The organism is Micromonospora sp. A202 (assembly GCF_006715105.1).
Taxonomy (GTDB): domain Bacteria; phylum Actinomycetota; class Actinomycetes; order Mycobacteriales; family Micromonosporaceae; genus Micromonospora; species Micromonospora zamorensis.
On record NZ_VFMP01000001.1, the window covers coordinates 1,207,580 to 1,231,250 of the forward strand.

Annotated in this window: 18 protein-coding genes; 12 read left to right on the top strand and 6 right to left on the bottom strand. The window is 71.9% G+C overall.

Going from position 1 to position 23,671, the window contains the following annotated elements; all coding sequences use genetic code 11:
• The gene (locus FBZ33_RS05675; RefSeq protein WP_141908244.1) at window positions 1–564 is read right to left on the bottom strand and encodes a hypothetical protein; all 564 of its coding nucleotides are present in this window, start codon (window positions 562–564) and stop codon (window positions 1–3) included.
• Window positions 565–1,528: 964 nt separating this feature from the next.
• On the opposite strand from FBZ33_RS05675, the gene FBZ33_RS05680 reads away from it, so the two are divergent.
• Window positions 1,529–5,068 carry an ABC transporter ATP-binding protein gene (locus FBZ33_RS05680; RefSeq protein ID WP_141908245.1) on the top strand — a complete coding sequence of 1,180 codons (3,540 nt, stop codon included), beginning with the start codon at window positions 1,529–1,531 and terminating at the stop codon, window positions 5,066–5,068.
• A 56-nt stretch (window positions 5,069–5,124) separates the two neighbouring features.
• Here FBZ33_RS05680 and FBZ33_RS05685 read toward each other — a convergent pair whose 3' ends face one another.
• The 4 genes from FBZ33_RS05685 to FBZ33_RS05700 form a co-directional block, all read right to left on the bottom strand.
• Window positions 5,125–6,192 (bottom strand): NADH:flavin oxidoreductase/NADH oxidase, encoded by a 1,068-nt coding sequence (locus FBZ33_RS05685; RefSeq protein ID WP_141908246.1) that lies wholly within the window; start codon window positions 6,190–6,192, stop codon window positions 5,125–5,127.
• Window positions 6,193–6,262: 70 nt separating this feature from the next.
• Window positions 6,263–7,567: a dicarboxylate/amino acid:cation symporter gene (locus FBZ33_RS05690; RefSeq protein WP_185755468.1), complete on the bottom strand. Its 1,305-nt coding sequence runs from the start codon at window positions 7,565–7,567 to the stop codon at window positions 6,263–6,265.
• A gap of 223 nt (window positions 7,568–7,790) precedes the next feature.
• On the bottom strand, window positions 7,791–8,447 hold the full coding sequence (locus tag FBZ33_RS05695) for a DUF998 domain-containing protein (protein ID WP_141908248.1): 657 nt from the start codon (window positions 8,445–8,447) through the stop codon (window positions 7,791–7,793).
• On the bottom strand, window positions 8,440–9,405 hold the full coding sequence (locus FBZ33_RS05700) for a glutathione S-transferase family protein (RefSeq protein WP_141908249.1): 966 nt from the start codon (window positions 9,403–9,405) through the stop codon (window positions 8,440–8,442). The genes FBZ33_RS05695 and FBZ33_RS05700 overlap by 8 nt, the downstream gene beginning before the upstream one ends.
• A 106-nt stretch (window positions 9,406–9,511) precedes the next feature.
• On the opposite strand from FBZ33_RS05700, the gene pcaF reads away from it, so the two are divergent.
• The 6 genes from pcaF to FBZ33_RS05735 all read left to right on the top strand — a co-directional run bounded on the left by pcaF (window position 9,512) and on the right by FBZ33_RS05735 (window position 17,165).
• Complete coding sequence (gene pcaF / locus FBZ33_RS05705) at window positions 9,512–10,717, top strand: 3-oxoadipyl-CoA thiolase (RefSeq protein ID WP_141908250.1); 1,206 nt, start codon at window positions 9,512–9,514, stop codon at window positions 10,715–10,717.
• A 110-nt stretch (window positions 10,718–10,827) separates the two neighbouring features.
• On the top strand, window positions 10,828–11,640 hold the full coding sequence (locus tag FBZ33_RS05710; RefSeq protein WP_141908251.1) for an SAM-dependent methyltransferase: 813 nt from the start codon (window positions 10,828–10,830) through the stop codon (window positions 11,638–11,640).
• A gap of 4 nt (window positions 11,641–11,644) precedes the next feature.
• Window positions 11,645–13,918, top strand: a complete 2,274-nt coding sequence (locus FBZ33_RS05720) for a bifunctional diguanylate cyclase/phosphodiesterase (RefSeq protein WP_185755219.1) — start codon at window positions 11,645–11,647, stop codon at window positions 13,916–13,918.
• 55 nt (window positions 13,919–13,973) lie between these two features.
• On the top strand, window positions 13,974–14,474 hold the full coding sequence (locus tag FBZ33_RS05725; RefSeq protein WP_088951520.1) for a DUF456 domain-containing protein: 501 nt from the start codon (window positions 13,974–13,976) through the stop codon (window positions 14,472–14,474).
• A 60-nt stretch (window positions 14,475–14,534) separates the two neighbouring features.
• Window positions 14,535–15,281, top strand: a complete 747-nt coding sequence (locus FBZ33_RS05730; protein WP_141908252.1) for an MBL fold metallo-hydrolase — start codon at window positions 14,535–14,537, stop codon at window positions 15,279–15,281.
• 297 nt (window positions 15,282–15,578) lie between these two features.
• Window positions 15,579–17,165: an amino acid permease gene (locus tag FBZ33_RS05735; RefSeq protein ID WP_141908253.1), complete on the top strand. Its 1,587-nt coding sequence runs from the start codon at window positions 15,579–15,581 to the stop codon at window positions 17,163–17,165.
• 17 nt (window positions 17,166–17,182) lie between these two features.
• Here FBZ33_RS05735 and FBZ33_RS05740 read toward each other — a convergent pair whose 3' ends face one another.
• Window positions 17,183–18,328, bottom strand: a complete 1,146-nt coding sequence (locus FBZ33_RS05740) for a sorbosone dehydrogenase family protein (protein WP_141908254.1) — start codon at window positions 18,326–18,328, stop codon at window positions 17,183–17,185.
• 91 nt (window positions 18,329–18,419) lie between these two features.
• Here FBZ33_RS05740 and FBZ33_RS05745 point away from each other — a divergent pair, with 91 nt between their 5' ends.
• From FBZ33_RS05745 to FBZ33_RS05765, 5 genes are all read left to right on the top strand, one after another.
• The gene (locus FBZ33_RS05745; protein ID WP_099851258.1) at window positions 18,420–19,784 is read left to right on the top strand and encodes a glutamine synthetase family protein; all 1,365 of its coding nucleotides are present in this window, start codon (window positions 18,420–18,422) and stop codon (window positions 19,782–19,784) included.
• Window positions 19,785–19,910: 126 nt separating this feature from the next.
• Complete coding sequence (locus tag FBZ33_RS05750; protein ID WP_141908255.1) at window positions 19,911–21,266, top strand: aldehyde dehydrogenase; 1,356 nt, start codon at window positions 19,911–19,913, stop codon at window positions 21,264–21,266.
• Between the two features lie 5 nt (window positions 21,267–21,271).
• The gene (locus FBZ33_RS05755; protein WP_141908256.1) at window positions 21,272–22,039 is read left to right on the top strand and encodes a 3-oxoacyl-ACP reductase; all 768 of its coding nucleotides are present in this window, start codon (window positions 21,272–21,274) and stop codon (window positions 22,037–22,039) included.
• Between the two features lie 173 nt (window positions 22,040–22,212).
• Window positions 22,213–23,010, top strand: coding sequence for a gamma-glutamyl-gamma-aminobutyrate hydrolase family protein (locus FBZ33_RS05760; RefSeq protein WP_141908257.1), 798 nt, complete (start codon window positions 22,213–22,215; stop codon window positions 23,008–23,010).
• Entirely contained in the window at window positions 22,970–23,521 is a 552-nt protein-coding gene (locus tag FBZ33_RS05765) for a pyridoxamine 5'-phosphate oxidase family protein (RefSeq protein ID WP_088946691.1), read from the top strand. Before FBZ33_RS05760 ends, FBZ33_RS05765 begins: the two co-directional genes overlap by 41 nt.
• Window positions 23,522–23,671: the final 150 nt, after the last annotated feature.

Sequence of the window (23,671 nt, forward strand, 5' to 3'; positions counted from 1 at the left end):
TCAGCTGTTCCAGTACTGGCCGACGAGGTCGGTGGCCTGCTGCTCCCACTGGGCGTAGGCGTCGGGGTAGGCGGAGACCTGGACGGTCTGCGCGGCGTCGGTCAGCGCCATGTCCTGCCACCCGTCGACCTGGCGGAGGCCCTTGAGGAACGCGGTCGTCGAGTAGGCCGGGTCGGTGATCTGCTCCGGCGTGCCCCAACCACTGGTCGGGCGCTGTTGGAACAGGCCCAGCGAGTCGTGGTCGTTGGCGTCGCCGAGGTGGCCCAGGTTCTCCAGCTTCGACTCCTGCAGGCTCGTCGCGATCGAGATCACCGCGGCGCGCTCGGGCAGGCCGGCCTTCTTCGTGGCGGCGATGATCGCCTTGACGTTGGCGGTCTGCTCGTCGTTGAGGGTGATGTGGGACTGGTCGCCCTGGGGCTTGGGGGCGGCCGACTGCGCGGCCACCGCGACCGGCTTGCCATCCACGGGGTTGGCAGCGTGGGCGGCGATCGGGCCGGCGAAGACACCACCGGCGAACGCGAGACCAGCAACAGACAACATGCTCTTACGGATGATCGTGTTCATGGGGGTAGCTCCTTCGGGGGTAGGAAACACCCGGGCCACCAAGGGTCGGCGACACAGGGGTGTGAGCACCTCGTCCGGCGCTGCATCAAATCAAGGGAAAAAGTCTGGAAGGTCGGCACCGTCAAGCGGAAGGGCTTGTGGGGGCCGGGTTGGCGGCCTGCGAGCGGGGGGCTCGGGCGCCGGGGTCGGCGGCCTACGAGCGGGGCTTGTGGCGCCGGGTTCATGTGTAACGACCGGGGGTCGGGGGTCATTCCCGGGTGGCCCATCCTGCGACACCCGATAGAGCGGGGTGCTCGGGCGGTCGGTGCGAAAGGCTTCAACGATGCGGCCCGGGTCGGCATTCCAACCCCGCTACCAGCTGTTCCAACCTCGTTGGGCGGGGCGGTGAGCCGGTGGTCCTGCGATCGTCAGGGTATGTAACGACCCCGCCCCGGCCATCATTCCGACCCATGGGTGCGACCGCTCACGACCCACGGAACCCCAGGGCCCGCCAAATCCCCCAAACCTCTCGTGTCGGCGGTCACGAGCCGGCTTGGCCCGGCATGATCCACTCGTCTTCAAGGAAGTCGGGGCATCCAAGGCGTCTGGATGCCCGACTTCCTGAAAGCCGAGTCGATCAAGACCAGGACGGGCGTGCCAGGGTTTCCACAAACCCGACAAACGTCGCATCAGGTCGGCCCCTTCGCTCCTGCGTCCAAGCAAGCCGGGGGCTTTGCCGCGCCGGTCCGGGTGCCGTGGGCTCGGCTGCCCAGCGGGCGCGCACAACCCCATGGGGGCATGATCCACTCGACTTCACGGAAACGGCGGCATCCGCGACAGGCTGACACCCCGACTTCAATGAAGCCGAGTCGATCATGAGTTGGGCGATGACTGACGCCCTGCTCAGGGCCGGAAATTCGGTTGAATCTACGCGCCGGCGCCGGCAGGCTGAAGTCTCCGCCACCCCACATCCGGAGGACTTTCCATGCGCCTGCTCCGTGATCTGTGGGGCACCTCGGCACGTCGTATGACGGTCGTGGCCGTCCTGATCGTGCTCGGCGCCGCCGGTCAGGCGGGCGCCTCGGCGCTGGCCGGAGCGGTGCTGGTGCATCGCTCGGCCGGCTTCTTCGTCGTGCTGGCCGCGGCGCTGGTCGCCGTGGTGCTCAGCGACCTCGCGGTGAGCCTGCTGATGGCCGGCCTGACCGCCGACTGGTCCGCCGACGTACGCCGACGGCTCTGCCGGGTCGCCTTCGGGCAGGACCTGCCCACCCTGGAGACCACCCCGGTGGGTGAGCTGCTCGACCGCATCGACGGGGACGTCTACCAGGTGGCGTCGGCGATCCGTAACCAGGGCACCCGGCTCGCCCAGGGTCTCTGCGTCGGCCTGTTGTCGATGGTCGTGGCGTTGGTCGTGTGGTGGCCGGCCGGTGTCGCGATGCTGCTGCTCACTGTGGTGCTCGCAGTCAGTCTGCGCCGGCCCACGGCCCGGATCGCCCCGGCCCGGATGGCTGAGGAGGAGGCGTGGTCCGACCTGGCCGCCGTGATGGAGGAGGCGGTGCACGGCCAGGACGACGTACGGACCAGCCTGGCCCGCCCGTACGTGCTGCGGCTGTACGCACGGCGGGCCGCCGCCGTGCTGTCCCGGGGCGGCCTGGTCTGGGTGTTGTCCGCCCGGGTGGCCGCCGCCGCGACCGCGACGATCCGGGGTGGCATCGGCGCGGTGGTGCTCGGCGGGGCCTGGGCGTTGACCACCGACCGGATCGACGCCGCCCGGCTCACCGCCATCTGGCTGCTCGCCCTGGCCTTCGGTGCCACCGCCGAACACGTCAGCCGGATGGTGCCGGAGATCCAGGAGGCTCTCGGCGCGTGGGCCCGGGTGCAGTTGCTGCACAAGGCACGGCAGGAGCCCGTCGGCGGTGCCAGCCCTGCCGAGGGTGACCTGCGCATCCGCGACCTGACCTTCGGATACCAGGTGAGTGGTCCGGAGGGTGGCCGGGGGGCCGCGCTGCGGGGGCTCAGCCTCACCTTCGCGCGTGGACGCTCGTACGCGCTGATCGGGCGGACCGGTTCGGGCAAGTCGACGCTCGCGAAGGTGCTCACCAGGGCTGTCGACGTGCCGTCGGGCACTGTCTTCCTCGGCGGCACCGACCTGTGTGACCTCGACGTCGAGCAGTTGCGCCGCTGGGTGGCACTGGTGCCGCAGCGTACCGAGATCGTGGCCGGCACCCTCGCGGAGAACGTGGCGCTCTACGACCCCGAGCTGCTGGACGCCGCAGCCCAGGCACTGAACGAGCTGGGCCTGGCCGGCTGGATCGCCGAGTTGCCGGACGGGTTGGCGACCCGGCTGGGGGAGGGCGGGCACGTGCTCTCCGCCGGCCAGGAGCAGCTGGTGGCGTTCGCCCGGATCCTGGTCCGGGACCCGCATGTGGTGATCCTCGACGAGGCCACCGCACGTCTGGATCCTGTCACCGAGGCGCGGGTGCAGCGGGCCACCGAACGACTGCTGCGCGACCGGATCGGCATCGTCATCGCCCACCGGCTCTCCTCGGTGCGCCGCTGTGACGAGGTGGTCGTGCTGGCCGACGGCGCGGTGGTCGAGGCCGGCCCGTTGGAGACGTCGACGCGCTTCGCCGAGCTGCTGGCGACCAGCCACGCGGCCGCGTACGCCGCAGTGGCACCGGCCGGCCGCGCCGGCGCCGGCACCGGCACCGACCTGCTGGTCGGCCCCGACCCGGCCGACGCCTGGCCGAGCGAGCCGACCACCGAGCCGGTCGAGAGGGTCGGGCAGGTCGAGTCGGTCGAGAAGGCCGGGCCGACGCGAACCGATCCGCCGCCGCTGCCTCCCGTGCCGCCGGCCCGGACGCTGCGGGAGATCATCCGACTCTGCACCAACGATCCCCGGTACGGGCTGGCCGCGATCGGGTTGTTCCTCGGGCTCAGCCTGCTGGGGCTGGACGGCCCGGTGCTGCCCTGGCTCTGGGCCGACCTGGTCGACGGGACCGGCAACCCGTACCTGCCGGCGATCGGGATTGTGGCCGGGCTGCTGGTCACCATGCCGCTGCCGTACTACACCCACGTCTGGTTCCCCCAGTGGTGGGTGCGGCAGATGCTGCGCATCGGCCTGCGCCTGGTGCACGGCCAGACCGGGGCGCGCCGGGTCAGCTCGCACACTCCGGCGGAGGTCGTGGCGCAGGGCGGTGACACCGAGCGGGTGGTCCAGCTCGCCGACAACGTGCTGGACCAGGGCGTCGCGCTGGTCCTGGTGGTCGCCATGACGGCGGTCACCGGGAGCGTCGTACCGGGGCTGTTCTTCCTCGGCACGATGGTGGTCTCCGGGCTGGCCGCGACGTTGTTCGGGCCGAAACTCGAACGCGCGGCCCGGGCGACGGTGGCGGCGCGGGCCGCCTTCGCCACGGCGCTGGTCTCCGCGCTCTCCGCGGCGCGGACGGTGAAGCTCGCCGGCGCGACCACGGCGGTGCTGCGTCACCTGGCGGGCCTGGACGTGCTGCGCAGCGACCGGCAGCGGCGGGAGATCTCGGTGCAGGTGTGGGCGCGTTCCACGCCGTCGGTGGCCAGCGGGCTGTTGCCGATCGGCGCGTGGGCGCTCTACCTGAGCGGCTCGCTCTCCGCCGGGGCGGTGCTGGTGGCCGTCTCCACGCTGGGCGCGGCGCGCTGGTTCGCCTGGACCACCGCCTCGTTGATCTCCCAGCTGCCCTCGGCGCGGGTCTGGACGCGGCGCACGGCGGCGATGACCGGAGTGAGCGCGTACTCCGCTGGGGTTTCGGCTGTCGACCTGGCCGCCGGGACGGCGCCCGCGCCGACGCCACCACCCCGGCATCCGCTGCGCCGCCTGGAGCTGCGCGGCTTCGGGGTGGTGCATTCCGACGGTACGGTGGCCGTCCGGGACGTCGACCTGAGCGTGCAGCGTGGGCAGTTGGTGCTGGTCGTCGGGCCGGTGGGGTCGGGCAAGTCCTCGTTGCTGCGGGCGCTGGCCGGGATCGTGCACCACACCGGTGAGCTGGCCTGGAACGGTGACCCGGTCACCGAGCCGGAGCTGTTCCTGCGCCCCAACCAGGTCGGTTACGTCGGCCAGTTGCCTCGGGTGCTGTCCGGCACTGTCGCCGACAACATCGCGCTCGGGCACGAGGTTGATGCGGCCGGGGCGGTCAGCACCGCACAGCTCGACCACGACCTGGCCGCCGCTGGCGGTGGGCTCGGTCTGCTCATCGGGCACAAGGGCACCCGGCTGTCCGGCGGCCAGTTGCAGCGGTTGGCGCTGGCCCGTGCGCTGGCCCCGCGTACCGAACTGCTGGTCGCCGACGACGTGTCGTCGGCGCTGGACGTCACGACCGAGCTGGCGCTGTGGCAGGCGTTGCGCGACCACGGGGTGACAGTGGTCGGCTCCACCGCGAAGCGCGCCGCGCTGGTCCGGGCCGACCACGTGGTGGTGCTGCTCGGCGGGCAGGTGGCGGCCCAGGGCACCTGGCAGGACCTGGAGGGCCGCTGGTCACACCTGGCCGGTTGAGAGCGGGATGACGATCGGGCGGCTGCACAGCGGCAGCCGCCCGACCGCCCGGAAGATCAGGCCGCGCGGGCGTACTGGGCGGGGCCGGAGTACGCGACGCCGAGCTTGGCGGCGGCCCGGCGCGGCCAGTACGCGTCGCGCAGCAGCTCCCGGCCCAGCAGCACCAGGTCGGCCTCGCCGCTGGCAACGATCTGCTCCGCGTGCTCGGGCTCGACGATCAGGCCCACAGCGCCGGTCGGCACACCGGCGTCGCGGCGGATCTGCGCGGCCAGCGGCACCTGGTAGCCGGGGCCGAGCGGGATGCGCTGGTCGGTGCTGACGCCACCGGAGGACGCGTCGACCAGGTCGACGCCGACGCCGGCCAGCTCGCCGGCGAGCACCACGCTGTCCTCGATCGTCCAGCCGCCCTCAGCCCAGTCGGTGGCGGAGATCCGGGTCAGCACCGGCACGTCCTCGCCGACCGCGGCGCGCACCGCGCGGGCCACCTCCAGGGTGAGTCGCATCCGGGCGGCCCGGTCGCCGCCGTAGGAGTCGGTGCGGTGGTTGGTCAGCGGCGAGAGGAACTCGTTGAGCAGGTAGCCGTGCGCGGCGTGGATCTCCACGGCGGCGAAGCCGGCGTCCAGCGCGCGTTCGGCGGCCGCGGCGAACGCCTGGACCACACCGGCGATGCCGGCCTCGTCGAGGCTGGTCGGCGTCCGGTAGTCGGTGGTGAACGGCTCCGAGCCGGGCGCGACGGGCGTCCAGCCACCCTCGCTGTCCGGCACGCCACCGCGCTCCGGTGCCCACGGCCGGTAGGTGGAGGCCTTGAAACCGGCGTGCGCGAGCTGCACGGCCGGCACGGCGCCGTGGGCGGCGACGAACGCGGTCACCGGTCGCCAGGCGTCGACGTGCGCGCCGGACCACAGCCCGGTGTCCTGCGGGCTGATCCGGCCCTCGGGGAGCACGGCGGTCGCCTCGGTCAGGATCAGACCGGCACCGCCGACCGCGCGACTGCCCAGGTGGATCAGGTGCCAGTCGGTGGGCAGGCCATCGGGGCCGGCGGAGTACTGGCACATGGGGGCCATGGCGATCCGGTTGGGCAGTGTGACCGCGCGCAGGGCCAGGGGGGTGAACAGGGAACTCATGGGGTCATCCTCTCGAAGACGGCGACGGGCCCCTCCGGGGAGGGGCCCGTCGCCGTCGGTGTCAGCTGGATCAGGCGGGTACGGGGCTCAGCTCGTCCTGTCGGGTCGGCCGGGGGTCGGCGACCGGCTCCGGGTCGGTCAGGTCCCGCCGACCGGCGGACTCGTACGCGGCCCGGTCGAGGGTGCCCTCCCGGGCGGCGACCACTGTCGGCACGAGTGCCTGCCCGGCCACGTTGGTGGCGGTGCGGATCATGTCCAGGATCGGGTCGATGGCCAGCAGCAGGCCGGCGCCGGCCAGCGGCAGACCCAGCGTGCTGAGGGTCAGGGTGAGCATCACGATCGCGCCGGTCAGGCCGGCGGTGGCCGCCGAGCCGACCACCGAGACGAAGGCGATCAGCAGGTAGTCGGTCACGCCGAGCTGCACACCGAACACCTGGGCCACGAAGATCGCGGCGAGTGCCGGGTAGATCGCGGCGCAACCGTCCATCTTCGTGGTGGCACCGAACGGCACCGCGAACGAGGCGTACTCGCGGGGGACGCCGAGGCGCTCGACGGAGCGCTGGGTCACCGGCATGGTGCCGACCGAGGAGCGGGACACGAAGGCCAGCTCGATCGCCGGCCAGGCGCCGGCGAAGAAGCGCAGCGGGTTGAGGCGGCCGGCGAGGATCAGCACCAGCGGGTAGACCACGAACAGCACGATGGCGCAGCCGACGTAGACGGCGGTGGTGAACTTCGCGAGGGGGGCCAGCAGGTCCCAGCCGTACGAGGCGACGGCGTTGCCGATCAGGCCGAGGGTGCCGATCGGGGCGAGGCGGATGACCCACCAGAGCGCCTTCTGGACGATCTCCAGCAGGGACCGGTTCAGCGCCACGAAGGGCTCGGCGGGCTCGCCGACCAGCAGGGCCGCGGCACCCACGACGACGGCGAGGAAGACGATCTGGAGGACGTTGCCCTCGACGAACGCGCCGACCGGGTTGGTGGGCACGATGCCGGTGAGGAAGTCGGTCCACGAGCCGGTGTTCTTCGGCGGGGCCGCGCCACCCAGGTCGAGGGTCACGCCCTTGCCCGGGTTGGTGAGCAGGCCGAGGCCGATGCCGATGCTCACCGCGATCAGGGCGGTGATGCCGAACCACATCAGGGTCTTGAGGGCGAGCCGGGCGGCGTTCGCGACGCCGCGCAGGCTGACCACGCTGACCACGATGGCGGTGAAGACCAGCGGCGGCACCGCCAGTTTGAGCAGCTGGATGAAGAGGCTGCCGACGGTTTGCAGGGTGGTGGTCAGCCAGCTCAGGTCGTTGGCGCGGGCCAGGAAGCCCAGCGCGACGCCGAGCACGAGGCCGAGCAGGATCTGCACGGAGAAGGGAATCTTGCGCAGGCCGAAAGGCATGAGACGTTGTCCAATTGTCTGGTTCCGAGCGGGTGGGCGTGTGTGTCGCGGCTATGCCGGACAGACGCCGCTGGCCTGCAGTCGGAGATCGACGTACAGGCGCTCGGTGAGGCCCCAGACATTGGTCATCGCTCGCCGACGTTACGCCGATTCCCGCTCGGAGGAAGGGGTGATCGGCGTGAGGCTCCTTACATCCGGCCCGCCCGCCGTCCTATCGACGGGCCAGGGCGAGGACTGTCGCGGTCGAGAGGCCCCACAGCACCGCGACGGCGAGGACCAGCCGTTCCAGCACGCCCACCACCGCACCCCGGCCGAGGATGAGCATCGCCAGCGCCACCGCGGCGCAGAGCGGCAGCGCCACCGCGGCGGCCAGGCCAGCCAGCCGACGGAGCACCGGGCCCGCCGGCCCGGACACGGCGAGCGTGACCATGGCGAGGACCACCGACGCGGTCGCCGCGATGCTCGTGCCGCCGTGCACCAGATCCGCCGCCGTCGCCCGCTCGAACGGTGGCAGCGGGCAGCCGGCGGAGCAGGTCACGGCCCCGGACACGGCGGTGAAGACCGCGCCGGTGGCGAGCAGGGCCGGTGCCGCCCACACCCCGGGAGGCAGTGCCGCGCCGACCAGCAGCAGCGCTGCGGCCAGAGCGAGGATCCCGATTCGGTACGTCGTGGCGTGACCACTGCCGGCGATGCCCGCCTCGCTGACGTACCCGGTGAGCCCCGGACCGGGACCGGCGACCACGGCGACGGTCACCGCGACCGCCCCGGCCAGCGCGCAGCCGGCCGCGGCGGACCCGGCGACCCGGCGGACGACGTCGGCGCGGGCCCTCGGCGCGGTCGTGGTGCCGGGCCGACCCGGCTCAGCCACGCCCGTGTGGCGTGCTCCAACCGGAGTCGTCAGGCCCGAGCGGCACGATGCCGCTCGGGTTGATCTCCCGGTGGGTGCCGTAGTAGTGCCGCTTGATGTGGTCGAAGTCCACCGTCTCACCGAAGCCCGGGGTCTGGAACAGGTCCCGGGCGTACGCCCAGAGCACCGGCATCTCGGTCAGCTTCTGCCGGTTGCACTTGAAGTGTCCGTGGTACGCGGCGTCGAACCGGATCAGTGTGGTGAACAGCCGCACGTCGGCCTCGGTGATCGCCTCACCCATCAGGTAGCGCTGCCCGGCCAGGCGTTCGGACAAGGCGTCCAGCCGGGCGAAGAGTGCCCGGAATGCCTCTTCGTACGCCTCCTGCGAGGTGGCGAACCCGCACCGGTACACGCCGTTGTTGACGTCGGTGTGGATCTCGGCCATCAGCGCGTCCATCTCGGGACGAAGTTCGACCGGGTACAGGTCCGGTGCGTCGGGCGCGTGCAGCGAGCGCCACTCGGTGGAGAGGTCGAGGGTGAGCTGCGGGTAGTCGTTGGTGACGACCCGGCCGGTCAGGGTGTCGACCAGCGCCGGCACTGTCACCCGGCCCGTGTAGTCCGCGTCGGTGGCCAGGTACGCCTCGGAGAGGAAGCTGACGCCGAGGACCGGGTCGAAGCCGTCCGGGTCCAGGGCGAACGCCCAGCCCCGCTCGTCGCGGATCGGGTCGACGGTGCCCAGCGAGATCGCGTCGTCCAGGCCGAGCAGGCCCCGCACGATCCTCGCCCGGTGTGCCCACGGGCAGGCGCGGCACCAGATCAGCCGGTACCGGCCGGCCTCCAGCGGCCAACGGTCCTGCTCGTCGGGCCCGCCACCGGGCGGGGACGTGGAGTCGGCGGTGACCCGACCGGTGAACCGGTTGGGCTGACGGACGAACGCGCCGCCGCCGCTGGTCTCTGCGCTGAACTGGGCCCGGGCCATGCCGCCAACCTATCCGCTGCCGACGCGGATATCCTGGCGGCCGGCAGCCCCCGCGACCCGGTGGGCGTGCCCCACCCCCGCCGTCTGCACCCCCGAAGGACTCGCGATGACCGTGGCATACCTGGTGGCCGGTGTCCGTACCCCGATCGGCCGGTACGCCGGCGCGCTGGCCGGCGTCCGCCCCGACGACCTGGCCGCGCATGTGATCCGCGAGTTGGTCGCCCGGCACCCGTCGGTGGACTGGGCGCGGGTGGACGACGTCGTGCTCGGCTGCGCCAACCAGGCCGGCGAGGACAACCGCAACGTGGCCCGGATGGCGGCGCTGTTGGCCGGCCTGCCGCAGGAGGTGCCGGGCAGCACCGTCAACCGGCTCTGCGGCTCGGGCCTGGACGCCCTGGCCACCGCCGCCCGGTCCATCGTCGCCGGGGACGCGGAGCTGGTGATCGCCGGCGGGGTGGAGAGCATGAGCCGTGCCCCCTTCGTCATGCCGAAGGCCACGTCGGCGTACTCCCGCTCCGCCGAGGTGTACGACACCACCCTGGGCTGGCGGTTGGTGAACCCGCTGATGCGCGACGGGTGGGGCGTCGACTCGATGCCGGAGACGGCGGAGAACGTGGCCGCCGAGTACGGCGTGAGCCGGGCCGAGCAGGACGCCTTCGCGTACCGCTCGCAGCAGCGCGCGGCCAAGGCGCAGGCCGACGGCCGGTTCGCCGAGGAGATCGTGGCGGTGTCCGTGCCGGCCGGCCGCCGGGAGACCCGGCTGGTCGAGGTCGACGAGCACCCCCGGGAGACCACGCTTGCGAAGTTGGCCTCGCTGCCTACCCCGTTCCGCGACGGCGGCACGGTGACCGCCGGCAACTCCTCAGGCGTCAACGACGGGGCGGTGGCCCTGCTGGTCGCCAGCGAGGCGGCGGTGCACCGGTACGGCCTCACTCCGCTGGCCCGGATCGGCGGGGCGGCTGCGGCCGGCGTACCGCCCCGGATCATGGGGATCGGCCCGGTGCCGGCCACCCGTAAGCTGCTCGACCGGGTCGGCGTCGAGCTGAGCGCGGTGGACGTGGTGGAGCTGAACGAGGCGTTCGCCGCGCAGTCGGTGGCGGTGTTGCGCGAGCTGGGGCTGCCCGTGGACGCCGAACACGTCAACCCGAACGGCGGGGCCATCGCACTGGGGCACCCGCTCGGCGCCAGCGGCGCGCGGCTGGCATTGACCGCCGCCCTGGAGTTGCGCCGTCGCGGCGGTCGCCGGGCTCTGGCCACCATGTGCATAGGTGTTGGTCAAGGGATCTCCCTGTTGCTGGAGTCAGCCGCCTAGAGTGGTCCACACCACACGACCCGCGGGTCGACCGGTGCCCACGCGTGCCCGCTGCGCGCCCCGACGCCGGTGCTGTCCCGCGCCGCGGCGATGAACTGGGGAGCACGCTGATGCCGGACGGACTGCCGACCGAGATCGATCTGACCAGGCCGAGCGCGGCCCGGGTGTACGACTATTTCCTGGGCGGGGCGCACAACTTCGAGATCGACCGGCAGCTGGCCGAACAGATCGCCAGCATGACGCCGAATCTCGCCGCCACCATGCGTTCGGGCCGCGAGTTCCTGCGCCGGGCCGTCCGGGTGCTGCTCGACGCCGGCATCGACCAGTTCCTCGACATCGGCTCCGGAATTCCCACCGTGGGCAACGTGCACGAGGTGGCTCAGGGGGTGAACCCCAAGGCCCGAGTGGTGTATGTCGACATCGACCCGGTGGCGGTCGCGCACAGCCGGGAGTTGCTCGCCGGCAACGAGCTGACCGGGGTCATCCACGCCGACCTGCGTGAGCCGGAGCGGATCCTCGCCGAGACCCGGCAGCTCGGGCTGATCGACTTCAGCCGGCCGATGGGCATCCTGCTGGCCGGGGTGGTGCACTTCATCCCCGACAGCGACCGGCCTGAGGAGATTCTGGCCACCCTGCGGGCAGCCGCCGCGCCGGGCAGCTTCCTGGTCATCTCGCACTCCACATTCGAGGACCAGCCGCAGGAGATGCTGGACGCCCAGCGTCTCTCCGCACGGACGGACACCGAGATCACCCTGCGCTCCCGCGCCCAGGTCACCGGTTTCTTCGGGGACTGGACGGTCCTCGAACCGGGCGTGGTGCACATGCCGCTCTGGCGGCCCGACTCACCGTCCGACGTGGACGAGCACCCGGAGCGGTTCGGCGCCTTCGGGGGCGTCGCCCGGTACGACCAGCCCGCCGGCTGATCCCGTGGCCGCCGTCCCGGACCCCGCCGGGGTCGGTGCTGGCCGGGACCCCGCCGGGGTCGGTGCTGGCCGGGACCCCGCCGGGGTCGGTGCTGGCCGGGACCCCGCCGGGGTCGGTGCTGGCCGGGACCCCGCCGGGGTCGACGCCGGCCGGGCCGACGCCCAGGGGTATGCCGCCGACTGGGCCCGTGCGGTGCGCCGCCTCGGGTTCGTGCCGCTCAGTGCGGCCGAGACCGAGCGGCTGCTGCTGGTGCACACGATCCGGCTGGCGCAGGCGGTGCGGGCGGAGCCCTTCTCCGCCCGTCCGGCCGAGGAGGTCGGGTGGGCGCTGGTGGAGGCGCACCTCACCGAGCCGCAGGCCCTGGACTGGACGCTGCACGCCCTCGGTGCGGATTTCGCCGACCGGGTGCTGGGTGCCCTCGACCGGCCGGCGGACCTCGCCGACCGGATCGCGGCGGTGCAGGGCGGGCTGGCCGCCGGGTTCGCCCGCGCGCTTCGCGACCGCACCTTCAGTCAGCAGGAACGGATCGCCCGGTCCGCCTGGCAGGCGCGTGACGAGGTCGAGCAGGCGCTGCGCGACAGCGAGGCACGGTTCCGGGCCGTCTTCACCGGTGCCGCCATCGGAATCGGCATCGCCGGCGTGGACGGTCGGATCATCGACGTCAACCAGGCCTTCGCCGACATGCTCGGCTACTCCATGGAGGAGCTGCGCGGGACCAACGTGGCGGCACTGTTCCACGTGGACGACGCCGCCGGGATGTGGGAGCTGTACCAGGAGCTGATCGAGGGCAAGCATGACGCGGCCCGGGTGGAGAAGCGCTACCACCGCAAGGACGGCAGCGTGGTCTGGACGGATCTGGCCGTCTCACTGATCCGGTACGACGACGGCCGGCCCCGGTTCACCGTCGCGATGATCGAGGACATCACCCAGCGGTACGAACTCCAGCAGCGGCTGCGCTTCCAGGCGTTGCACGACCCGCTGACGGGGCTGCCCAACCGGACGTTGTTCTTCGAGACGCTGGCGCGGGTCCTCGACGGCGCGGACAACGGGCGGCGAGTCGGGGTGTGCTTCCTCGACCTGGACGGCTTCAAGGCGATCAACGACAGCCTCGGTCACGACCTCGGTGACCGCCTGCTGGTGATGATCGGCCGGAGGCTGGCCGCGTGCGTGGCCGACCACGGCCACCTGGTCGCCCGGATGGGCGGCGACGAGTTCGTGATCCTCGTCGACGGAGGGGACGACATCGACGACGCGGTGGCCGTCGCGGAGGCCGCGCTGGCCGCCGTCGCGTCCCCGGTGCACGTCGGTGAACACCAGTTGGCCGTCTCGGCCAGTGTGGGCATCGTGCAGTGCCCGGCCGCGGAGACCTCCCCGTCGGAGCTGATGAAGGCCGCGGACACCACGCTGTACTGGGCGAAGGCGGCGGGCCGGGGCCGGTGGGCGGTCTACGACCCGGAGCGCAGCGCCCGGGACATCGCCCGGTCGGCGCTGGTGGCCGGGCTGCCCGCCGCACTGGACCGGGGCGAGTTCGTCCTGCACTACCAGCCGATCGTGTCGCTGCTGGAGGGCAGCATGCTCGCGGTGGAGGCGCTGGTCCGGTGGGAGCATCCGGAGCTGGGCCTGATCGGGCCGGACCGGTTCATCGGCCTGGCCGAGGAGACCGGCCTGATCGTCCGGCTCGGTGAGTGGGTGCTGCGGCAGGCCTGTCACGACGCCGAGCGGTGGTGGCGGCAGTTCCCCGAGGCCAGGCTGGTGGTCAGCGTCAACCTGGCCGCGCGGCAGGCCGACGACCCGGCGATCGTGGAGACGGTGGCCGACGCGCTGCACACCAGCGGACTGCCGGCCGAGCTGCTTCAACTGGAGCTGACCGAGAGCGCCGTGATGGGCAGCGCCGACGAGCCTCTGCGCAGCCTGTACCGGCTCGCCGCGCTCGGCGTCCGGCTGGCGGTCGACGATTTCGGCACCGGATACTCCAACCTGGCGTACCTGCGGCGGCTGCCGATCCACTGCCTGAAGCTCGCCGGCCCGTTCGTCGAGGGCATCCGCGCCGACGGCACCGACGTCGCCGCCGACCACCGGGACGAACGGATCGTCGACGCGCTGGTCCGGTTGGCGCACGCGCTGGAGCTGTGGGTGACCGCCGAGGCGGTGGAGACCGAGGTGCAGGCGGAACGGTTGCGGGCGCTGCGCTGCGACACCGGGCAGGGACGATTCTTCGGCGCCCCGGCCCCGGCCGACACGATCACCGCCCGGCTCCGTGGCGGGGCGACGGCGTGAGCGGGGGCCCACTACGGTTCGGTCGGCACCGATGGCGGCGATGGAAGGTGGCGACGTGAGCCTGACGGACTCGCAGACCGTGGTGACGGTTGTGGCCGGCCTGGCCATCCTGGCCGGGCTGGCCGGCGTGGTGGTGCCCGGCCTGCCGGCGTTGCCGCTGTGCTGGGGTGGTGTGCTGGTCTGGGCGGTCTTCGGCGGTGCGGGCATGGTCGGCTGGGCGGTGTTCGGCGCTGCCACTGTGGTCGTGGCGGGCGGCACCGTGATCAAGTACGCGTGGCCGGGCCGGAACCTGAAGCGCACCGGTGTGCCGACGTCCACACTGCTCGCCGGCGGCGTGCTCGGCATCGTCGGGTTCTTCGTGGTGCCGGTCGTGGGGCTGGTGCTCGGCTTCGTCGCCGGGGTGTGGGCGGCGGAGCGGCTGCGGCTCGGCAGCAACCAGCTCGCCTGGCCGTCCACCGTGCAGGCGCTCAAGGCCGCCGGTCTGTCGATGCTGGTCGAGTTCGCCGCCTGTCTGGTCGTTACCGCACTGTGGCTGGCCGGCCTGCTGCTGGCGTGATCCCCCGGTCGGACGAGTTCGGGGCGATAAGGCGGAGCGGCAGCGGCTAGGGTCGATCCCATGCGCGTCGTGGTGCTTGGCGGTCTTGGTGCCTGGCCCTCCGCCGAGCAGGCGTGTGCGGGCTTTCTGGTCGAGCACCAGGGCTTTCGGCTGTTGGTCGATCCTGGCTACGCGACGGTGCAACCGCTGCTGACCCGGGTGCCCGCCTCAGCGGTCGACGCGGTGTACGTCAGCCACGGCCATCCCGACCACTGCGCTGACCTGCAGCCACTGCTGCGGGCCAGGGTGTTGCCCGACCGGTCCGCGCCGGCCCTGCCGGTGTTCGCGCCAAGCGGCAGCCTCGACCCGCTGCTCGCGATCGACGAGTCAGGGCTCATCGACGCGGCGTACCGACTGCACGGGTTCACCCCCGGCGACAACTTCGGCGTCGGTCCGTTCACCGTGCGGACATGGTCACTGCCGCACTGGGTGCCGAACGCCGGGGCCCGTTTCACCGCCGGCGGGACGGTGCTGGCCTACACCGGGGACACCGGGCCGAGCCCGATGTTGGTTGAGTTGGCCCGCGACGCCGACCTGCTGATCGCCGACGCGACGTATGTCGACGAGATCCCGGACCGGCATGTCGGATTCCTGTCGAGCGCCGCCGAGGTGGGTCGCTACGCCAACGCGGCACGGAGCAGAGCGGTCCTGCTGACGCACCTGTGGCCTGGCACGGACCCTGACGCGGCCGTCGCCGCGGCACGGCGGGCATACAGCGGTTCTGTCGACGTGGCCCGGTCGGGCCTGCTGGTCGACCTGCCCGCCTGACGCCGGGGCTCGTGGTGACGGGCTGGGGGCGCGGGGCACTGGTCGGGTACGGCGACGCGCCGTACGTGAGAGAGAGGTGTGCCCCGCGCCGCCGCGGTCCGGGCGGTCCGAGCGCCCGGGGGTACGCCCGTCGCGAACGGGCTGGTCACGGGCTCAAGGATGCGGCCGGGGTGGCCGCAGGGGCAACACAATTAGCCGTCGGCGGTGACATTCCCGCCGAGTATGTATTGACCGTCTTGATCGCCCGGGATCACACTTTGCCCACTCGCACGCGGAACCACCTCAGGGAGGTGTGCAGTGGCAACGACCCCCGTGCCAACCGCCGAGCAACCGATGGACGACGACGCCCGACGGCTCGCCGAACTCGGCTACAAACAGGAGTTGCGCCGCAAGTGGAGTGGCTTCTCCAACTTCGCCATCTCGTTCTCCATCATCTCGATCCTGGCCGGCTGCTTCACCACCTTCGGTCAGGCGTGGAACAACGGCGGCCCGGTCGCCATCTCCTGGGGCTGGCCGCTGATCTCGCTGTTCATCCTGATCATCGGTTTCTGCATGGCCGAGCTGGTGTCGGCGTACCCGACAGCGGGCGGGATCTACTGGTGGGCGGCCACCATGGGTCGCCCGGTGCACGGCTGGTTCACCGGCTGGCTGAACCTCATCGGCCTGGTGGCGGTCACCGCCTCGGTGGACTACGGCTGCGCGACGTTCCTCAACCTCACCCTGTCCGCGCTCTTCGACGGCTGGGCCGGGACGCTGCGGCAGGCGTTCGTCCTCTTCGTGATCATCCTGGTTCTGCACGGGCTGATCAACATCTTCGGGCACCGGATCATCGACGTACTCCAGAACGTCTCGGTCTGGTGGCACGTGGCCGGTGCGGCCGTCGTGGTGGCCATCCTGGTCTTCGTGCCGGACAACCACCAGAGCTTCCAGTTCGTGTTCACCGAGCGCTTCAACAACTCCGGTTTCGGTGACGGCGACGTCGGCGGGCTGACGTTCTGGTTCTACGTGCTGCCCCTGGGTTTCCTGCTGACCCAGTACACGATCACCGGCTTCGACGCCTGCGCACACGTCTCCGAGGAGACCCGCGGCGCTTCGCAGGCCGCCGCACGGGGGCTCTGGCAGTCGATCTTCTATTCCGCTGTCGGCGGCTGGATCCTGCTGCTGGCGTTCCTCTTCGCGGCCACCGACGTCGAGGCGGTCAACGCCGCGGGCGGCTTCTCCGGTGCCATCTTCGAGTCCGCGTTGACGCCGGTCTTCTTCAAGATCGTCATCATCATCTCCACCATCGGCCAGTTCTTCTGCGGGATGAGCTGCGTGACCTCGATGAGCCGCATGGCGTACGCGTTCAGCCGGGACCGGGCGGTGCCCGGGTGGCGACTCTGGTCGAAGGTCGACCGCAACGGCACCCCGGTCAACGCGATCATCGGCGCGACCCTGGCCGGCCTGGTGCTGACCCTGCCGGCGCTCTACGAGAGCTCGGCCGGCATCCCGATCGCCTTCTACGCGGTGGTCTCGGTGGCGGTGCTCGGGCTCTACCTGTCCTTCCTCATCCCGATCGCACTGCGGCTGCGGATGGGCGACCGGTTCGTGCCCGGGCCGTGGACGCTCGGCCGCAAGTACAAGCTGCTCGGCTGGATCGCGGTGATCGAGATCGCCGTCATCGCGGTCTACTTCGTGCTGCCCATCGTGCCCGCCGGGGTGCCCGGCAACGACGGGTTCACCTGGTCGGCCGTCAACTATGCGCCGCTCGCCGTCGGCGGGGTGCTGCTGGTGGTCGCCGTCTGGTGGTACGCCTCGGCCCGCACCTGGTTCACCGGACCCGTCCGTACCGTCGAGGAGCCGACCGCCAGGTCAGAGCCTGCGGCGGTCGACGGCCCCGAATGACCCGAGCCCTGCCGGGGTCAGGGTTGCACCGGGTCCGCGAGACGGAACCCGGCACGGCCGGCGGGTGGCGGCTGCCGCTCGCCGGTCGTGAACCGGACGATGCGGTCGTCCTGTGGCCTCGGCGTGCCGTTGCCGTCGCGGTTGCTGGTGGCCACCCAGAGGGAGCCGTCCGGGGCCACCTCGACGGTACGGAGCCGGCCGTAGGCACCCACCAACTCGGCGGCCGGTGTGCCGACCGTCCCGGCGGGGCTGATCGGGACGGCCCACAGCCGGGCTCCCCGCAGCGCGGCGACGAACAGGGTGCCGCCCGCGAAGGCGGCACCACTCGGCGACGCCTGCGCCGGGGGCCAGACGACCACCGGGGCACGGAAGCGGGGATCGTTGCTCGGGCCCTCCACGACCGGCCAGCCGTAGTTGCCGCCCGGGACGATGCGGTTCACCTCGTCCCAGGTGGCCTGGCCGAACTCGGTGGCGAACAGTCGGCCCTGCGCGTCCCAGGCCAGACCCTGCACGTTGCGGTGGCCGTAGCTGAACACCGGCGAGCCGGGGAACGGGTTGCCCGCGGGGACGCCACCGTTCGGCCGGATCCGCAGGATCTTGCCATTGCGGCTGGCCAGGTTCTGCGCGTTGGCTGGGACACCGGCGTCACCGACGCCGACGTAGAGCATCCCGTCGGGGCCGAAGGCGATCCGTCCACCGTTGTGGATGGACGCCCGCACCGGGCCGCTGAAGATCACCTGCTGGCGTTGCGGCGCGTTCAGCCGGAACCGCGCGATCCGGATGTCGGACGCGGTGGTGAAGCAGACGTAGATCCATCGGTCCAGGCGGTACCGGGGAGAGACGGCCAGGCCGAGCAGGCCTCCCTCGCCGCCGCCGACCACCCCGGCGATCCGGGCGACCTGCACCGTCGGTTGGCCGGGTCGGACCCGCAGCACGGTGCCCTGGTCGCGCTGAGCCACCAGGGCGCTGCCGTCGGGCAGGAAGTCGAGCCCCCAGGGTGCTTCCAGCCCGGTCGCGACGACCTCCGGTTGGGCGAAGTCGAACCCGCCGGCATCGGCAGCGGTGACCGACCCGTCCGGCGTACGAACCCCCGCCTCGGCGCTCACCGCCGTGCCGAGCGTGATGGCGAGAGTGACGACGGCCAGGACTGCTCGAAGACGCATGACAACTCCTCGCGTGGTTTGCCGCCGACCACGCCGGGGGCATTGACGGTGATCCGGTTTGCCAGTAGACCTTGGTGATGGAGGCCCGCTCATGAGCAGAACGCCACTGACGCTGGAAGAGTTGCGGGTCGCTGTCGAGGCCGGCGAGATCGACACCGTGGTGTTGGCCCTGGTCGACATGCAGGGGCGCCTGCAGGGCAAGCGGTTCCACGCGCCCTTCTTCCTCGACCAGGTGGTGGCCAACGGCAGTGAGGGTTGCAACTACCTGCTCGCCGTGGACGTCGACATGAACACCGTCGACGGGTACGCGATGTCGAGCTGGGAGCGCGGCTACGGCGACTTCGCGATGGTGCCGGACTTCGGCACGTTACGCCGCACGCCCTGGCAGCCCGGCTCCGCCATGCTGCTGGCCGACCTGACCTGGCTCGACGGAACCGGCGACGTGGTCGCCTCGCCCCGGCAGATCCTGCGCCGGCAGCTGGACCGGCTGGCCGAGCACGGGCTGACCGCGTACGCCGGCACCGAGTTGGAGTTCGTGCTGTTCCGCGACTCGTACGAGGACGCCTGGCGGCGCGGCTACCGCGATCTCACCCCGGCCAACCAGTACAACGTCGACTACTCCCTGCTCGGCACCGCCCGGGTGGAGCCGCTGCTGCGCCGGATCCGCACCGAGATGGCCGCTGCCGGGCTTACCCCGGAGAGCGCCAAGGGCGAGTGCAACCTCGGCCAGCATGAGATCGCCTTCCGCTACGACGAGGCGGTCGCCTGCGCCGACCACCACGTGATCTACAAGAACGGCGCCAAGGAGATCGCCGCCCAGGAGGGCATGTCGATCACCTTCATGGCCAAGCCGAACGAGCGGGAGGGCAACTCCTGCCACATCCACTTCTCCCTGCGGGACAGCACCGGTGGCTCGGCGATGCTCGGCGACGGCCCGGCGCACCTGTCGCAGACCGGGCAGCGGGTGCTCGCCGGGCTGCTGGCCACCATGCGGGAGTTCAGTCTGCTCTTCGCCCCGAACATCAACTCCTACAAGCGCTACCAGCCCGGATCGTTCGCCCCCACGGCCCTGCGGTGGGGGGTGGACAACCGCACCTGCGCGCTGCGGGTGGTCGGGCACGGGCAGGGCATGCGGGTGGAGAACCGGGTGCCTGGCGCCGACGTCAACCCGTACCTGGCGATCGCCGGGCTGGTCGCCGGCGCGCTGCACGGCATCGACAGTGAGCTGGAGCTGGGCGACGAGTGCACCGGCAACGCGTACGACGACCCGGAGGCCGAGCGGGTCCCCGGCACCCTGCGCGACGCCCTGACCCTCTGGGAGGGCTCCACTGTCGCCCGGGAGGCGTTCGGCGACGAGGTGGTGGCCCACTACGCCAACCAGGCGAGGGTGGAGCTGGCGGCCTTCGACGCGGCGGTGACGGACTGGGAGCTGACCCGTGGCTTCGAACGCCTGTAACGCGCCCCGCCGCGCCCAAGCGCCCCGCCGCGTCGATCATGGACTTGTGGTGCCCGGGGTGCGCCAGATTGCGGCTTTCGCGAGGCACCACAACTCCATGATCGACAACGAGGGGCGGGTGGGGGCGTGACTCTGGTTGTGGACCCGGCTACCGGGGTGGGGTTTCAGGAGGTTGTGGGGGCTTCCGTCGACGAGGTTGACCAGGCGATCTCGCGGGCGGCCACCGCGTTCGAGGCGTGGCGGAGGGTGGCTCCCGGGGACCGGTCACGCCTGCTGCGGCGGTTCGCCTCCGTGGTGGACGCGCACCTGGACGAGCTGGCCGCGCTGGAGGTCCGCAACTCCGGCCACACCATCGGCAACGCCCGGTGGGAAGCCGGCAACGTGCGGGACGTCCTGGACTACTACGCCGGGGCGCCCGAGCGGTTGACCGGGCGGCAGATCCCGGTGCCGGGCGGGCTGGACGTCACCTTCCACGAGCCGCTCGGCGTGGTCGGCGTGATCGTCCCGTGGAACTTCCCGATGCCGATCGCGGCCTGGGGGTTCGTCCCGGCCCTCGCCGCCGGCAACACAGTGGTGCTCAAACCCGCCGAGCTGACCCCGCTGACCGCGCTGCGGCTGGCCGAGCTGGCCCGCGAGGCAGGCCTGCCCGGCGACGTGTTCATCGTCGTGCCGGGCGAGGGCGCGGTGGTGGGGGAGCGGTTCGTCAGCCACCCGGCGGTCCGCAAGATCTGCTTCACCGGCTCCACCGAGGTCGGCACCCGGATCATGGCCGGCTGTGCGGCTCAGGTGAAGCGACTCACCCTGGAGCTGGGCGGCAAGAGCGCGAACATCGTGTTCGCCGACGCCGACCTGGAGCGCGCCGCCGCGACCGCGCCGGGCGCGGTCTTCGACAACGCGGGCCAGGACTGCTGCGCACGGTCGCGGATCCTGGTCCAGCGCCCGGTGTACGACAGCTTCCTGGCACTGCTCGAACCAGCGGTACGCGCGGTGCGGGTGGAGGACCCGTCCCGGGACACCGCCGAGATGGGTCCGCTGATCTCCGCGGCCCAGCGCGACCGGGTCGCCGGCTACCTGACCGGGGCGACTGTCGCCTTCACCGGCTCCTGCCCCGACGGCCCCGGGTTCTGGCACGCCCCCACAGTGCTGCTGGCCGACTCGCCAGCCGACCGGCACTGGCGGGAGGAGATCTTCGGCCCCGTGGTCTCGGTGCTGCCGTTCGACGACGAGGCCGACGCGGTCCGGCTCGCCAACGACACCGAGTACGGGCTCTCCGGCTCGATCTGGACCCGGGACGTGGGTCGGGCCCTGCGCCTGGCCCGCGCCGTCGAGTCGGGCAACCTGAGCGTCAACTCGCACTCCTCGGTGCGCTACTGGACCCCGTTCGGCGGGATGAAGCGTTCCGGGCTGGGCCGTGAGCTGGGCCCGGACGCGCTGCACTCCTTCACCGACGTCAAGAACGTGTTCATCGCGACAGAGGAGTGACGCCAGTGCAGGGTCGATTGCAGGACCGGGTGGCCGTTGTCACCGGAGCGGGTAGCGGCATCGGGTTGGCCACCGTCCGGCGGTTCACCGCCGAGGGGGCCCGGGTGGTCTGCGTGGACATCGACGTGGCGGCCGGCGAGAAGACCGCCGAGGAGTGCGGCGGCGAGTTCGTCCGCGCCGACGTCGCCGACGAGTCGGCGGTACGCGACCTTTTCGACGGGGTGGTCGACCGGCACGGCAGCGTGGACATCGCGTTCAACAACGCCGGCATCTCGCCGCCCGACGACGACTCCATCCTGGACACCGGCCTCGACGCGTGGGAGCGGGTGCTGCGGGTCAACACCACCAGCGTCTACCTCTGCTGCAAGTACGCGATTCCGCACATGCGCCGCCAGGGCAAGGGGTCGATCATCAACACGGCCTCGTTCGTGGCGCTGATGGGCGCGGCGACGTCGCAGATCGCGTACACCGCGAGCAAGGGCGGCGTGCTGGCGATGACCCGGGAGTTGGGTGTGCAGTTCGCCCGCGAGGGCATCCGGGTCAACGCGCTCTGCCCCGGCCCGGTGGCCACCCCGTTGTTGCTCGAGTTGTTCGCCGCCGACCCGGAGCGGGCCGCCCGTCGTCTGGTGCACGTGCCGATGGGCCGCTTCGGGCAACCCGAGGAGATCGCCGCCGCGGTGGCGTTCCTGGCCAGCGACGACGCCTCGTTCATGACCGCCGCGCAGTTCGTGGTCGACGGCGGCATCACGGGCGCTTACGTCACCCCACTGTGAGCGCGAGGAGTGAGCCGGTCTTGCGAGCCCCGCAGTCGCGAACGAGGCCGGCACTGTGAGCGCGAGGAGTGAGCCGGTCTTGCGAGCCCCGCAGTCGCGAAAGAGGCCGGCACTGTGAGCGCGAGGAGTGAGCCGGTCTTGCGAGCCCCGCAGTCGCGAACCTTGGCAGCCCTGTGAGCGCGAGGCCGCTGATCGGGATCAGCGCGTACGTCGAACCGGCCGACTGGGCGGTCTGGAGGGGCGTGCCGGCCGTGCTGGTGCCGGCGGCGTACGTGCGGGCGGTGACGGCGGCGGGCGGCCGGGCGGTGGTGCTGCCCCCGGACGACGTGGACGGCGAGGTGGTGGCCGTCCTGGACGGGCTGCTGCTGGCTGGTGGCGCCGACGTGGGTCCGGGGCGGTACGGCCAGCGGCCCGACCCGCGTACCGAGGACCGGCCGGACCGGGACGCCGGTGAGTTGACCCTGCTGACCGCCGCCCTCGCCGCCGAGCTGCCGGTGTTGGGGGTGTGCCGGGGGATGCAACTGCTCGCCGTGGCCTACGGCGGGACACTGCACCAGCATCTGCCCGATGTGGTCGGTCACGAGGCACACCGTCCGGCGCCCGGTGTGTATGGCAGCCATCAGGTGCGGTTCGCGTCGGGCAGCCTGGCCGCGACGGTGTTGGCCGGGGTGGACCGGGTCAACTCGTACCACCATCAGGCGGTCGCCGACCCGGGCCGGTTGTCGGTGACGGGTTGGGCGGAGGACGGCGTGGTCGAGGTGGTGGAGGACCCGGCCCGACCGTTCGTGCTGGGGGTGCAGTGGCACCCGGAGAACGAGCCGGACCCTCGTCCGATCACCGCCCTGGTCGGGGCCGCTGGCCAGCGGATCGGCGGTGGGTGTGACGGACATCGCCCCCGCGCGCTGGTGCCGCCAGTGGGAGGATCAGCGTATGGGCAAGGTCTATCCGGAGATCGACGCTCGACTGCGTGACTTCATCGCGGCCCAGGCGGTCTTCTTCGTGGCCACCGCGCCGTCCGGCGCGGAGGGCCACGTCAACGTCTCGCCGAAGGGCATGCGGGGCACGTTCGTGATCCTCGGGGCGCACCGGGTGGCCTACCTCGATTACCACGGCAGCGGGGCGGAGACCATCGCCCACCTGCGGGACAACGGCCGGATCACGCTGATGTTCTGTGCCTTCGACGGGCCGCCGAAGATCGTCCGGTTGCACGGTCGCGGCAGCAGCGTCGCCGTGACCGAGGACGCCTTCGCCGACCGGCTCGCCGAGTTTCCCGCACCGCCGGACGTGCACGCCGTCCGGGCGGTGATCACGGTCGAGGTGGAGCGGGTCAGCGACTCCTGCGGCTACGCGGTGCCATTGATGGACTTCCGCGCCGAACGTGATCTGCTGCTCACCTCGCACTCGCGTCGTACGGCCGATGACCTGGTGGTCTACCGGGCCACCAGGAACGCGGCGAGCATCGACGGGCTGCCTGTCTTCTGACGTGTCGGGGCGCCTCTGCGACCGCCGTCCGACGCCGCCTCGGGCCCGCAGTGTCCGGTGCCCGACCGCTCAGGCGTAGGTAAACAGCGTCCGACTGTCGTGATGCGTTACGTTGCTGGTCCGCTTGGGTACAAGTCGAGGCACGGCGGG